The sequence below is a fragment of the Thermobifida halotolerans genome (genome assembly GCF_003574835.2).
GTDB classification, from domain to species: Bacteria; Actinomycetota; Actinomycetes; order Streptosporangiales; family Streptosporangiaceae; genus Thermobifida; species Thermobifida halotolerans.
The window spans coordinates 1,021,058-1,034,417 of the sequence record NZ_CP063196.1 but is presented as its reverse complement, the minus strand read 5'-3'; the positions used below and the strand labels follow the sequence as shown (position 1 = coordinate 1,034,417).

At 72.9% G+C, this 13,360-nt stretch carries 13 protein-coding genes; 8 read left to right on the top strand and 5 right to left on the bottom strand.

Annotation, left to right across the window (positions count from 1 at the left end):
* Positions 1-181 precede the first annotated feature (181 nt).
* From NI17_RS04550 to NI17_RS04525, 6 genes are all read left to right on the top strand, one after another.
* A complete protein-coding gene (locus NI17_RS04550; protein WP_068692948.1) occupies positions 182-1,675 on the top strand; it encodes an LCP family protein in 1,494 nt (497 codons plus the stop codon).
* A gap of 189 nt (positions 1,676-1,864) precedes the next feature.
* Positions 1,865-3,223 (top strand): NADP-specific glutamate dehydrogenase, encoded by a 1,359-nt coding sequence (gene gdhA / locus NI17_RS04545; RefSeq protein WP_068692947.1) that lies wholly within the window; start codon positions 1,865-1,867, stop codon positions 3,221-3,223.
* A 138-nt stretch (positions 3,224-3,361) separates the two neighbouring features.
* Positions 3,362-4,093 (top strand): cell wall anchor protein, encoded by a 732-nt coding sequence (locus NI17_RS04540; RefSeq protein WP_068692946.1) that lies wholly within the window; start codon positions 3,362-3,364, stop codon positions 4,091-4,093.
* 30 nt (positions 4,094-4,123) lie between these two features.
* Entirely contained in the window at positions 4,124-4,861 is a 738-nt protein-coding gene (locus NI17_RS04535; RefSeq protein ID WP_068692945.1) for a VldE C-terminal domain-containing protein, read from the top strand.
* Positions 4,862-4,911: 50 nt separating this feature from the next.
* Positions 4,912-6,399, top strand: coding sequence for a TldD/PmbA family protein (locus NI17_RS04530; protein ID WP_199860130.1), 1,488 nt, complete (start codon positions 4,912-4,914; stop codon positions 6,397-6,399).
* A gap of 35 nt (positions 6,400-6,434) precedes the next feature.
* Positions 6,435-7,838, top strand: a complete 1,404-nt coding sequence (locus tag NI17_RS04525) for a metallopeptidase TldD-related protein (RefSeq protein ID WP_243597608.1) — start codon at positions 6,435-6,437, stop codon at positions 7,836-7,838.
* A gap of 519 nt (positions 7,839-8,357) precedes the next feature.
* Here NI17_RS04525 and mobA read toward each other — a convergent pair.
* Positions 8,358-8,942, bottom strand: a complete 585-nt coding sequence (gene mobA, locus NI17_RS04520; RefSeq protein WP_068692943.1) for a molybdenum cofactor guanylyltransferase — start codon at positions 8,940-8,942, stop codon at positions 8,358-8,360.
* 43 nt (positions 8,943-8,985) lie between these two features.
* Between mobA and NI17_RS04515 the strand changes: the two genes are divergently transcribed.
* Positions 8,986-9,483: a GNAT family N-acetyltransferase gene (locus tag NI17_RS04515; protein WP_068692942.1), complete on the top strand. Its 498-nt coding sequence runs from the start codon at positions 8,986-8,988 to the stop codon at positions 9,481-9,483.
* Positions 9,484-9,550: 67 nt separating this feature from the next.
* Here the strand turns inward: NI17_RS04515 and NI17_RS04510 are convergent, their stop codons facing one another.
* Together NI17_RS04510 and NI17_RS04505 are read right to left on the bottom strand one after the other, a co-directional pair.
* Positions 9,551-10,039, bottom strand: a complete 489-nt coding sequence (locus tag NI17_RS04510) for a hypothetical protein (protein ID WP_234402057.1) — start codon at positions 10,037-10,039, stop codon at positions 9,551-9,553.
* A gap of 52 nt (positions 10,040-10,091) precedes the next feature.
* The gene (locus tag NI17_RS04505; RefSeq protein WP_068692941.1) at positions 10,092-10,742 is read right to left on the bottom strand and encodes a hypothetical protein; all 651 of its coding nucleotides are present in this window, start codon (positions 10,740-10,742) and stop codon (positions 10,092-10,094) included.
* A 190-nt stretch (positions 10,743-10,932) separates the two neighbouring features.
* Between NI17_RS04505 and NI17_RS04500 the strand changes: the two genes are divergently transcribed.
* On the top strand, positions 10,933-11,112 hold the full coding sequence (locus NI17_RS04500; RefSeq protein WP_068692940.1) for a hypothetical protein: 180 nt from the start codon (positions 10,933-10,935) through the stop codon (positions 11,110-11,112).
* 42 nt (positions 11,113-11,154) lie between these two features.
* Here the strand turns inward: NI17_RS04500 and NI17_RS04495 are convergent, their stop codons facing one another.
* Together NI17_RS04495 and NI17_RS04490 are read right to left on the bottom strand one after the other, a co-directional pair.
* Positions 11,155-12,342, bottom strand: a complete 1,188-nt coding sequence (locus NI17_RS04495) for an RtcB family protein (RefSeq protein WP_068692939.1) — start codon at positions 12,340-12,342, stop codon at positions 11,155-11,157.
* Between the two features lie 145 nt (positions 12,343-12,487).
* Complete coding sequence (locus NI17_RS04490; RefSeq protein ID WP_119267902.1) at positions 12,488-13,330, bottom strand: hypothetical protein; 843 nt, start codon at positions 13,328-13,330, stop codon at positions 12,488-12,490.
* Positions 13,331-13,360: the final 30 nt, after the last annotated feature.

Sequence of the window (13,360 nt, the reverse complement as noted above, 5' to 3'; positions counted from 1 at the left end):
CCGACAAATCACCCCGCCGGTGGGCGTGCCCTGCTGTGGGAGCGGTGTGCCAACAACTCCGGCAAAGCGCGACACTGGATGCGCATGACAGCGCGCTCACGCGGTGGGGCGGCAGGGCCTCGCGTCCCCGGTCCGTACCGCCCGGGCGCCCGGTGGGACGGCAGAGGAAGGGACGGACCCGATGGGCAAGAGACGGCGGCTGACCAAGACACCCAGCCGCCCGAGGAGCATGACGCGCGCGCTGCTGTGGACCGCCGCGTCCGCCGCGCTCCCCGGGGCCGCGCACCTGCGCACCGGACGGCGCTGGGCCGGGGCCGCCATCCTGGCCTGCCACCTGCTGCTGGTCACCGCTCTGGTCCTCGGCGGACTGGCGCTGCGCGACAACCTCGTCCTCAGCACGACCCTGGCGACACAGGACCGCTGGCTGCTGGCCGCCGGGATCGGCGCCTTCGCCGTGGCGGTGCTGTGGATGACCGTGGTGGTCCACTCCTACGTGATCACCCGGCCCGAGTCCTCCCCCCTGGGCCGCCGCGTCGTCGCGGGCGTCGTCGTGGCGGCGCTGTGCCTGGCCGTCGCGGCGCCCGCGGGCGCGGTCGGCTACGTCTCCTACACCGCCTACGACGTGTCCAACTCGCTGTTCAGCGCGGACCCCGAGGAGCCGCACGACGACGCCGACCCCTGGAACGGCCGGGAACGGGTGAACGTGCTGCTGCTGGGCGGCGACGCGGGCAAGAACCGCTACGGCATGCGCACCGACACCATGATCGTGGCCAGCATCGACGTCGACAGCGGCGACGTGGTGCTCATCGGACTGCCGCGCAACCTGGAGAACGTGCCCTTCCCCGAGGGGACCGCGCTGGCCGAGCGCTACCCCGCCCCCCACGGCTTCACCGACCTGCTCAACGAGGTCTACCAGACGATCGCCGACGACCCCACGCTGGCGGTCAACCCGGCCGCCGCCGACCCGGCCGCCGACACCCTCAAACGGGTGATCGGCGAGGCGATCGGCCTCGGCATCGACTACTACGGCCTGGTCGACATGCAGGGCTTCGAGGACATCATCGACGCCATCGGCGGCATCCGGGTCTACCTGGAGGAGCCCCTCCCCTACGGGCAGCGCGGCGAGTACCTCGACGCCGGATGGCAGGTCCTCGACGGCAGGGAGGCGCTGTGGTACGGGCGGACCCGGGTCAACAGCGACGACTACTCCCGGATGGGCCGCCAGGGCTGCCTGATCAAGTACGTGGCCGAGCAGGCCGACCCCGCCACCATCCTCACCAGCTTCCGGTCGCTGGCCGCGGCCGCCAAGAGCACCCTGCGCACCGACGTCCCCCAGCCCAAACTCCCGCACTTCGTGGAGTTGGCCGAACGGGTCGCCAACGCCGACATGGAGACCCTCCAGCTCTCCCCGCCCCAGGTCAACACCGCCTACCCCGACTGGGAGCACATCCGCGAACTGGTGCGCGAGGCGGTGCACGGCGCGCAGGAGCCCGCCTCCGACATCCAGCAGACCCCCGCCCCCTCCACCTCCCCCGGCACCGGAACCGCCCCCGAGTCCTCACCCGACGACCTGACCGAGTGGCAGGAGTACACCGGGCTGCCCGAGCCCTCCCCCACCTCGCCGGGCCGCCAGGTCGGGGAGGAGGCCACCGCGCTCGACGAACTGTGCCCGTGACCCGGCGGGTCCCGCCGCCGAAACGCGTCCCCATGCGACGGGGCGCCACCGGCGACCTATGATCGGCGGCGGGGGACGGGCTCAACGGCGCGCCCGTGATCCACACCCCCGTTACGGCCACACCGGCGCTTCCTCCCGGCTCGCCCCGCCGGGGCGGGCCCGCGGGGGCGCCCCGACACGGAGGCGACCATGTCGGCAAACCTCGACGAGAAGCTCAGCCCGATCTACGAGGAGATCCTTCGGCGCAACCCGGGCGAGATCGAGTTCCACCAGGCGGTACGCGAGGTCCTGGAGAGCCTCGGCCCCGTGGTGGCCAAGCATCCGGAGATCAGCCGCGCCAAGATCATCGAGCGGCTGTGCGAGCCGGAACGGCAGTTGATCTTCCGCGTCCCCTGGACCGACGACTCCGGCGAGATCCACGTCAACCGGGGCTTCCGGGTGGAGTTCAGCAGCACGCTCGGCCCCTACAAGGGCGGCCTGCGCTTCCACCCCTCGGTGAACCTGGGCATCGTCAAGTTCCTGGGTTTTGAGCAGATCTTCAAGAACGCGCTCACCGGCCTGCCCATCGGTGGCGGCAAGGGCGGCAGCGACTTCGACCCCAAGGGCCGCTCCGACGCCGAGATCATGCGGTTCTGCCAGTCCTTCATGACCGAGCTGTACCGGCACCTGGGCGAGTACACCGACGTCCCCGCCGGAGACATCGGCGTGGGCGGCCGCGAACTCGGCTACCTGTTCGGCCAGTACAAGCGGATCACCAACCGCTACGAGTCGGGCGTGCTGACCGGCAAGGGCCTCAGCTGGGGCGGCTCCCAGGTCCGCAAGGAGGCCACCGGCTACGGCTGCGTGATGTTCACCGCCGAGATGCTGCGGGCGCGCGGCGACTCCCTGGAGGGCAAGCGCGTGGCGGTGTCCGGCTCGGGCAACGTGGCGATCTACGCGATCGAGAAGGCCCAGCAGCTCGGCGCGAACGTGGTGACCTGCTCCGACTCCAACGGCTACGTGGTCGACGAGAAGGGCGTCGACCTGGAACTGCTCAAGCAGGTCAAGGAGGTCGAGCGCGGCCGGATGTCCGACTACGCCGAGCGGCGCGGCTCCCACGTCCGCTACATCGACACCTCCCGCTCCAGCGTCTGGGAGGTGCCCTGCGACGTGGCGCTGCCGTCGGCCACGCAGAACGAGCTGACCGGACGCGACGCCGCCGCTCTGGTGCGCAACGGCGTCATCGCCGTGGCCGAGGGCGCGAACATGCCCACCACCCCCGAGGGGATCCGGGTGTTCTCCGAGGCGGGGGTGGCCTTCGCGCCCGGCAAGGCCGCCAACGCGGGCGGGGTGGCCACCAGCGCGCTGGAGATGCAGCAGAACGCCTCCCGCGACTCCTGGACCTTCGAGTACACCGAGACGCGGCTCGCGGAGATCATGCGGCACATCCACGACACCTGCCACGGGACGGCCGAGCGCTACGGCCGTCCCGGTGACTACGTCGCGGGCGCCAACATCGCCGGGTTCGAGATGGTCGCCGAGGCGATGATCGCGCAGGGCCTGATCTAGCCGGTCGTCCGCGGGCGCGCCGGACCGCCTCCGGCGCGCCCGCGCCGCCGTCCGTGGCCGACTCCTGCCAGACCGTTGCCCGCGCCGCGGCCCCGTGTGATGATGCGGGGGTCCGCGACACGTGGGACGGAGCCCCGAATGGCCGCCAACCAGATGTGGGTCCTGATCGGTCTGGGAGTCTTCCACGGGTTGCACCCCGGGATGGGGTGGCTGCTCGCGGTCTCGCGGGGACTGCAGGAGCGCAGCCGCGCCGCCGTGGTGGGCGCCCTGCCCGCCCTGGCGCTGGGGCACGCGGCCTCCGTCGCCCTGGTGGCGGTCGCGGTGACCGTGGCGGGCACGGCGCTGGCGTCGGACTGGTTCGCGGTGGGCGGCGCCGCCGTGCTGGTCGCGGCGGGCGTGTGGTTCCTGCTGCGCCCCCTGTCCCACCGGGGCCACGGCCACGACGCGCGCCTGTCGCCGTGGCAGCTGGCCGCCGCCTCCTTCCTGATGGCCTGCGCGCACGGGTCGGGGCTGATGCTGCTGCCGGTCCTGGCGGGCCGACTCGACCACGGCGCCCACGTCGGCGGCGGCCACGCGCACCCCCACGGCGGCGCGGCGGCCCCCGCGACGGGGACGACCGGCGGGACCGGCACCGCCGGGGCGGACACGGCCGGTTCCGGCCACGTCGACCTGTTCGACGCGACCCTGCTGGGCCTGGCCGCCGCGGGCGTGCACACGCTGGCGATGCTGGCCGCGGCCGGAATCACCGCGCTGGTCGTGCACGACTTCTTCGCCGTGCACGCGCTGCGGCTGCGGTGGGCCACCATGGACCGGATCTGGGCCTGCACACTCCTCGCGGGCGGCGGTTTCGTGCTGTGGACGGTCCTGTGAGAGCGGCCGGATGCGGATATCGTCGAAGGCATGGCGAAACGGTGGCGGGGCGCGGCGGTGACGCTCGTGGTCGTGGCGTTGCTCGTCGCGGGCGTGCTCGTGGGCGGACCGTGGCTGCTGCGGCAGGCCGGAGTCGACGAGACCGCGCTGCCGTGGGGCCCCGACTGCACGGTCCTGGTCGACGGGGAGCGGGTGGGTCTGGACCGCGAGGAGGCGATGGCCTCCACCACCGCGGCCACGCGCCGCGCCGACGGCGGGGAGGCGGCCGTGCCCGACGGCGTGCCGCCCGGGGCCGTCACCGCGCTGGTCGACGGCCCCGCCGATGAGCCGGGACCGGTGCTCACCTGCGGGTCGGGCTCCGAGGACGAACTCGACGAGGAGGAGATGGGCGAGTCGGGGCTGACCCCGCGCGCCGAGACCCTGGTCGAGGAGATGACCGAGGTGCACGGCGAGCTGAGCCTCGGCGGATACGCGCCCGGCGGGATCAGCGAGGGCCACGGCGAGGACTCCACGCACTACCGCGGCCTGGCCGTCGACGTGTTCTTCCGGCCGGTCGACGAGGAGAACCGGCGCGCCGGATGGCTGCTGGCGCAGTGGCTGGTGGCGCACGCCGAACGGCTGGAGGTGTCGGTGGTGATCTTCGACGACCGGATCTGGAGCACGCGGTTCGCCGCGGCCGGATGGCGGCCCTACACCTCGGCCGACCCCTCCAACGACATCCTGCAGCACCGCGACCACGTCCACGTCGACGTGCGGCGCGGCACATGAATCCGCCCTCTTCACCTGACACGGGCGGCAGAAAGCGTTACGTTTCCACCGTGCGCGAAATCGATTCCGAATTCCTCTCCCTTCCGCTGCGCCCCCTCGCCGACGCGGCACTGCAGCGCGCCCGCGACCTCGGGGCGGACCACGCCGACTTCCGGCTGGAACGCATCCGCGGCCGCCACCTCGTGCTGGCCGACGGCTCCGTCGAGACCGCCCAGGAGACCGACACGCTCGGTTTCGCGGTGCGCGTGGTCCACAACGGCGCGTGGGGGTTCGCCGCGGGGACGGAACTGACCGTCGACGCCGCCGCGGCGGTCGCCGCCCAGGCCGTCGACGTCGCCAAACTCACGTCGGTGCTCAGCAGCGACCGCGTCGAGCTGGCGCCCGAGCCCGCCCACCCCGACGCGGTGTGGGTCTCCTCCTACGAGATCGACCCGTTCACGGTCCCCCTCAGCGACACCGTCGACCTGCTCGCCGGGTGGAGCCGCCGCCTGCTGGCCGACCACCGGGTCGACCACGTCGACGCGAGCCTGCTCGTGGCCAAGGAGCAGAAGTTCTACGCGGACACGGCCGGAACCGCCACCACCCAGCAGCGGGTGCGCCTGCACCCCTCGGTCGAGGTGATGTCCACCGCCCAGGGGCGGCTGGAGAGCATGCGGACGATCTCCCCGCCGGTGGGGCGGGGACAGGAGTACCTGCCGACGGTCGAGGCCGAACTCGCCGAACTGCCCGAGCTGCTGGCCGACAAGGTCGCCGCGCCCGGCGTGGAGCCGGGCGTCTACGACCTGGTCATCGACCCGTCCAACCTGTGGCTGACCATCCACGAGTCCATCGGGCACGCCACCGAACTGGACCGCGCCCTGGGCTATGAGGCCGCCTACGCGGGCACCTCGTTCGCCACCCACGACCAGCTCGGCGAGCTGCGCTACGGGTCGCAGATCATGAACGTCACCGGCGACCGCACCGTCGAACACGGCCTGGCCACCATCGGCTACGACGACGAGGGCGTGGCCGCCTCGTCGTTCCCGCTGATCACCGAGGGGGTGCTCACCGGGTTCCAGCGCGACCGGCGCATCTCGCACCTGATGGGCTACGAACGCTCCAACGGCTGCGCGTTCGCCGACTCGCCCGCGACCATGCCGATCCAGCGCATGGCCAACGTGTCGCTGCGGCCCGACCCGCGCGGCCCCTCCACCCGGGACCTGATCCGCCAGGTCGACGACGGCATCTACATCGTCGGTGACCGAAGCTGGTCGATCGACATGCAGCGGTACAACTTCCAGTTCACCGGGCAGCGCTTCTACCGGATCCGCGACGGCCGCATCACCGGGCAGCTGCGGGACGTGGCCTACCAGGCCACCACCACCGAGTTCTGGAACTCGCTGCGCGCCCTGGGCGGTCCCGACACCTACGTGCTGGGCGGGGCGTTCAACTGCGGCAAGGGCCAGCCCGGCCAGGTCGCCCCGGTCAGCCACGGATGCCCCAGCGCCCTGTTCGAGGGGGTGCGGGTGCTCAACACCGCACGGGAGGCCAGAGCGTGACCGGCGCGCACTCCTCGCAACCGAAGGGAACAACCGTGAGCCAGTCGCTGTCCGCGCAGGCCGTGACCGAGCGCGCGCTGGAACTGTCGCGCGCCGACGACTGCATGGTGCTGGTGGCCGAGACCAGTACGGCCAACCTGCGCTGGGCCGGGAACTCGTTGACCACCAACGGGGTGGCCCGGGGCCGTTCGGTCACGGTGATCTCCCTGGTCGAGGATGCCAAGGGGGTCCGCGCGGGATCGGTGTCGCGCAGCGGACTGCGCGACGACCAACTGGAGGAGCTGGTGCGCGCCTCCGAGGACGCCGCACGCGAGGCGCCGCCCGCCGAGGAGGCGCACCCGCTGCTGGAGCCCGCCGCCGCGGGCCGCTCCTCCACCGCCTGGGACGCCCCCGTCGCCGCCACCGACATCGGGGTGTTCTCCGGCTTCGCCCCGGAGCTGGGCAAGGCGTTCCAGCAGTCCGCGCAGGCGGGGGTGCGGCTGTACGGCTACGCCCAGCACTCGGTGACCTCCACCTTCCTGGGCTCCTCGACGGGGGTGCGGCTCCGCCACGACCAGCCGTCCGGCAGCCTCGACCTCAACGCCAAGGCCGACGACCCGCACCACTCCACCTGGGCGGGGCAGGCCACCCGCGACTTCACCGACGTCGACGTCGCCGCGCTGGAGGCGGAACTGCACCGGCGGATCGCCTGGGCGCGCACCACCGTGGAACTGCCCGCGGGACGCTACGAGACGCTGCTGCCGCCCGCCGCGGTCGCCGATCTGATGACCGACCTGTACTGGGGGCTGGGCGCGCGCGACACCTTCGAGGGCCGCACCGCCTTCTCCTCACCGAGGGGCGGCACCCGGGTGGGCGAGCGGCTGTCGCCGCTGCCGCTGCGGCTGCGCTCCAACCCGGCCGAACCGGGCCTGGAGTGCGCGCCGTTCGTGCTGGCCGACGCGCCGGGGCGGCGGATCAGCGCCTTCGACAACGGGCGGCCGATCGGCGAGACCGAGTGGATCAGCGACGGCGAACTGGCGCGCCTGGTGCAGACCTACGACTCGGCGCTGCTGACCGCGCTGCCGTTGACGCCCGAGACCGACAACCTGGTCCTGGAGCTGCCCGGCGCGACGGCGTCCCTGGACGACATGGTGGCCGCCACCGAGCGGGGCCTGCTGCTGACCTGCCTGTGGTACATCCGCATGGTGGATCCGCGTACCATGCTCGTCACGGGTCTCACCCGCGACGGTGTGTACCTGGTCGAGGACGGCGAGGTCCGGGGGGCGGTGAACAACTTCCGGTTCAACGAGTCGCCGGTGGGACTGCTGGAACGGGTCAGCGAGGTCGGCCGGACCGTTCCGACGTTCTCCCGCGAGTTCGGCGAGTACTTCCCGCGCACCGCGATGCCGCCCATGCGCATCCCGGATTTCAACATGTCGTCGGTGAGTCAGGCGTCCTGACCGCGTCTGTTCGCGAAGCGGCCGGGGTGTCCGATTTCCGCTTCCCGGTGTTCTCGCGGCATTGCCCGGGGTTTGGTCCATTCTCTGAACAATTTGCGCCCCGCGGCGTCCCGGCGCTGCCCAAAACCGGGTTCGGGGGGGCAAAGCCCCAGGAAACCGCGGAACTCTCCCGAGATCACGTCGTAATAGACTCTTGATGTAGATCGGGGGTCGGCGGTTGTAGATTGGGCACCAGCGCTTCAGTCCCCCGCTGAAGCGCGGAGGCGGTGTTTCGAGCCCCCGTCGAAACACCGATCGCGACGTCGGGTGGTTTGCCCCCGTAGCCACCCGGCGTCGCCTTTTCTTTTGGCCGCGTCTTCTCTAGCTTTCCGAACCGCTGTGCGACACAGAAAGCCATAACGGTGCACAGCCGTACCGGAAATCGGGATCGAGTCGCGACGGGGCGGCCCCCGAACCGGTTCGCTCGGGCCCCGTCCCCGGAAACGCTCCGCCGTCCTCCCGAGCTTCCCCGCGCTGGTTTCAGGACCCGCCCGGGCCGAGGCGGCCTCGGGGCTCCGAGTCCCCGGCCTCCCGGGCGCGGGCCAGCTCCTCGGGGGTGTCGCAGTCCCGGGCGGCTTCGGGCCGCAGCACCTCGGCCGGGTCCAGGGGGGCGAGCAGGCCGCGCAGCGAACGCCCGGAGTAGTCGGCCAGGGCCGCGCGCACCGCCGCGGTGCGCCACAGGCCCGCCAGCCACTGCGGCCGCCCCTCCGCGTCGACCAGGACGGCCCCGTCGCCGACCGCCGCGGCCCGCCGCAGCGCCGCCACCGCCTCGCCGTCCAGGAACGGCATGTCGGCGGCCAGCAGCGCGAACCAGGGGGAGCCGACCTCGGCCAGGCCGGTGCGCAGCGCGGGCAGCGGTCCCGCGCCCGGCGGGTCCTCCCGGACGTAGCGGGCCGCCGGACGGGGACGCGGCGGCCCCACCACGACGAGCAGGGCCGCGTCACGCACGGCCTCGGCCACGCGCTCCAGCATGGTGCGTCCGCCCACGTCCAGTCCGGGCTTGTCGACGCCGCCCAGGCGCCGCGCCGCCCCGCCCGCCAGCACCACCGCGTCGTAGCCGTCCACGCCCCTCCTCCCGTGGTGTGCGCCCATACTGTTTCATGAATTCATGCTGGTCCGTGAAGCCCGCCATGACGAGATGCCCCGTATCGGCGACCTGAGGGTGGCCACCTACGTCGGCCAGGGGCTGCTCACCCCCGACTCTCCCTACGTTCCCGTGCTGCGCGCCCTGGGCACCAGCGGAGTCGGCGAGGTGCTGGTCGCCGTGGACGGCGACGACATCCTCGGCACCGTCACCCTGCGTCCCTTCCAGCGGGACAGCGAGATCACCGTCTCCGCCGACGAGGCCGAGATCCGCGCCCTGGCCGTGGCCCCGTACGCGCAGCGGCGCGGCGTGGGCGGGCTGCTGCTGCGCGCCGCCATCGAACGGGCGGTGTGCGCGCACGTGGCGCACCTGGTGCTGTCCACCCAGCCGATCATGGTCGCCGCGCGGCGGCTGTACGTCTCGGAGGGGTTCGTCCGACTGCCCGAACGCGACTGGTCTCCGCAGCCGGGGATGCCGCTGCTGACCTACGGGCTGCGCCTGGACCGCGCGTCGCGGGACTGAGCCCCGTCACGGCAGCGGCCCCGTCACCCCTCGGGGCGGCGGGGCCGGTGTCCGTTCCCGGCGCGCCTCACCGGGACACCGCGGTGAGCTGGTCGAGCAGGGAACGGTACTCGCGCAGGGCCACGCGCAGCCGCTCGGTGTCGCTGCCGCCCTCGCTACGCCGCTGCCAACCCGACTCGATGCGGCGCTTGCGCTCGTTGAGGCGGGCGGTGAGCTGTTCGATGACCTCGCCCACGAGGCTGTCGGCGGCGGCGACGCTGGCGTGCGGATCGTCGACGAAGTCGCTCTGGATCCTGCGCCACCGCGCCTGGAACCGCTCACCGCTGTCGAACTCCCGTTCCGCCTCCTCCTCGGCTCCCGCCTCGGTGCGGGGCCGCGGCGCGGAGAGCCGGCCGGTCTCGGTGCCGGACCGCGCGGCGCGCTCCTCGGCCCACTCGCCCGCCCGGGGGTGCTCGCCCGCCCGGGGGCTGCTGTGGTGGCCGTGCGCGCCGGGCGCCGTCTCGGGGGCGTGGGTGTCGGTACGGACGTCGTGGGGCTCGCGGGTGTGGTGTTCCACGGTCGTCGCCTCCTCTGTGAGGTGGTGTCGCGGTTGTGGTCGTGCCCCGGGGCTACCAGCGGCGGCGGCCGGTGTCGACGGCCGTGTCGCGTTCGGCGGCGCCGTGCTCGGCGGTGTCACGGGGCTGGGGAACGGCGTGCCGCCCGAAGGAGTGCTCGTCGTGGGCGGTGTGGCCCAGCAGCTCGGCGAAGAGCGCGCGGTAGCGGACCATCGCGTCGCGCAGCTCCTCGGTGGTCGCCTCCCCGGAGCGGCCGCGCTCGGCGCTGGCGTGGGCGCGCCGGTAGTCGTCGATGACGTCGGCGTGCTCCACCGACAGGTCGGCGGCCTGCTGTCGGGAGTCGTCGACGGGGTATCCGCGGTCGGCCATCACCCGGCTCATGAGCCGGTCGGCGTCGGCCACGGCGGTCACCGGGTCGTCGACGAAGCGCTCCTGGGTACGTGTCCACTCCTCCTCGTAGCGGGCGCGCTCCTCGGGGGTGAGGTCGCGCAGGTCGAGCGCGGAGTGTCGCCTCTCGCGCTCGCGGAGTTCGTGTTCTGCCCGTCTGCGGCTGCCGTGCCGCTGCACCTCGCGGTCGTACTCGGGACCGAACCGCTGCTTCAGGTGGCTGCCTCGGCGGGGTTCCCGAAAGGCGAAGACCGCGGCGACCGCGATCACCACCAGGCCGAGAAACACCGCGAGACCGATGATCAGGCCGGTATCCATCTCGTCGCCTCTCGATCGGTTTCGGGGGACCGGGCGGGGGTCGCCCGGCGGTACGTCCTCACGCCTGCCCCCGCCGGACGCGCGAAAACCCCGACGCCTTCGGCGTTGGGGATCACCGCTGGTCACAAAGAGGGAATCCCCGCCACGGAAAATGAGTCGTCCGCGCTCGCGGCGACTGGCAGCATTCCGGGTGCGGCACACACGGGAGCGCGATGAGCGGGGACGCGGTGGACGGGGACGGGGCGGCGGTCGGGGGTGGGGCCTGCTGCGCGCCGACGTCCCGTTCCGGGTGCTGCTCTGCTCCCGCACGGCGTCGCTGCTGGGCGAGTCGGTCGCGCTGGTCGCGCTCCTCCTGCGCCGGCGGACCTGACACGCGGGAGGCGGTCCGCGTGTCAGGTCACGGAGTCGGCGCTCACCCCTTGACGCACACCACCTGCCGCAGGCGCGCCACGACCTCCACCAGGTCGGTCTGGGCGGCGATGACCTCGTCGAGGTCCTTGTAGGCGGCGGGGATCTCGTCGACGACGCCGATGTCTTTTCGGCACTCCACTCCCCTGGTCTGCTCGACCAGGTCGGCCCGCGTGAAGGTCTTGCGGGCCCTGGTGCGGCTCATGCGGCGGCCCGCGCCGTGCGAGGCGGAGTTGAACGACGCCGGATTGCCGAGCCCGCGCACGATGTAGGTGCCGGTCGCCATCGAGCCCGGGATGATGCCGAGGTCGCCGCGTCCGGCGCGGATCGCGCCCTTGCGGGTGACGAGCACGTCGACGCCGTCGTAGGTCTCCTCGGCCACGTAGTTGTGGTGGCAGGAGATCCACTCGGGAAAGGCCACGCCGGGGAACCGCTCGCGCAGCACGCCGCAGGCCAGGCCCATCATCACCTCGCGGTTGCGGCGCGCGTAGTCCTGCGCCCAGAACAGGTCGTGGCGGTAGGCGTCCATCTCGGGCGTGCCCGCGACGAACACCGCGAGGTCGCGGTCGGGCAGGTCCCGGTTGTGCGGCAGGCCGCGGGCCCGGTCGATGTGGTGTCCGGCCAGTTCGTTGCCGATGTTGCGGGACCCGGAGTGCAGCACGACCCACACCGCGCCGTCGTCGTCCAGACACACCTCGAGGAAGTGGTTGCCGCCGCCGAGGGTGCCGATCTGGCAGGCGGCGCGCTCGCGGCGGGAGTGGACGGCCTCGGTCAGGTCGTCGAAGCGCTTCCAGAAGCGGTCCCAGTCGCGGCTTCTCACCTCGGGGACGCGGCGCGGGTCGACGGGCTCCCTGTGCGCCTGGTGGCCGACGGGCACGGCCCGCTCCAGTCCGGAGCGCAGCCCGCGCAGGTCGTCGGGCAGGTCCTCGGCGCGCAGCGACGTTTTGACGGCGGTCATGCCGCAGCCGATGTCGACGCCGACGGCGGCCGGGGAGACGGCGTCGCGCATCGCGATGACCGAGCCCACGGTCGCTCCCTTGCCGTAGTGCACGTCGGGCATGACGGCCAGGCCGTGCACCCACGGCAGCGTGGTGACGTTGCGGAGCTGGTCCATGGCTGGCTGCTCCACCGTGCTCGGGTCGGTCCACATCCGGATCGGGACGCGCGCTCCCGGAACCTCGGTGTAGGGCATGGGCCACCTCCTCCACGGCGACACGGGGAACACGCCGCCTCCCACGGGGCGGCGGCGCCCCACCATGACGCCAGATCCGCGCCCGCGGGGCAACCGGTTTTCGTCCGGGCCACTACCCGCCGGGGCGGGGATCACCGGGGAGCGGTCAGGGTTCCGGGTCGGTGAGGGCGGCGACGCGCAGGGCGGCTTCCTGAGCCTCGACCAGGGAGGCCAGCGCCTCGGTGTGGTGGGGGTGGGCGGCGCCCGCCTGGGCGAGGTCCGCGGTGATCTCCCGCAGTGCCTCGGTGGAGCGGCGGTCCTGCTCCTCGGCCTCGGCGGCACGGACCTTCGCGGCATAGGACTCCAGCAGCCGGACACGCGCCTCCACCTCGGCTGTGTCCCGCTCCAGTGCGGCGCGGGCCTCCCGGGCGGCCCGGCGGCTGCTGCTGCCGGGCGTGGGGGTGGCGTCGATGCGCTGCCTGGCCCCGGACTGGCGCAGCAGGCTCTCGGCCACGGCCCACTCCACGTCAGTGAGCACCACCCGGTTGCGTACCCCGTCCAGCAGCAGCCCCCGGCGGTGCGGCGACGAGTCCAGCACCGTGTCGACCGCCTGCTGGGCACGGGCGAGCAGTTCCCGCCCGGACTCGTCGAGCATGGCGGCGGTGACGAACCTGCCGCGGAGAGAATCGACGGTCCGCCTGGCGGCTCTACCGGGACGTGACTGGACCCGGCTGGTGACGAGGATGGTGGCCGCGACCCCGCCCACGAGGACGACGACGAAAAGCGGGAGCGCGAACCCGACCGGGACGAGGGCCAACGTGAGCACCAGGAGGACCACCATCCCCAGCAGCCCCGTCCAGTAGGTCACGAAGGAGGCGATCTCCGTGCCGCACCCCGTCTCCTTTCTCCGGGTCCGCGGGGACCGCAGCAGGTCCAGCGCGCGTTCCAGACGCTTCACCTGGTCGGGGGTGAGGTCGGGATGGACGGTGACACGCCGGGGCTCTGTCACTTCGGCGTCTTCCCTTCCGTTCGTCTCGCT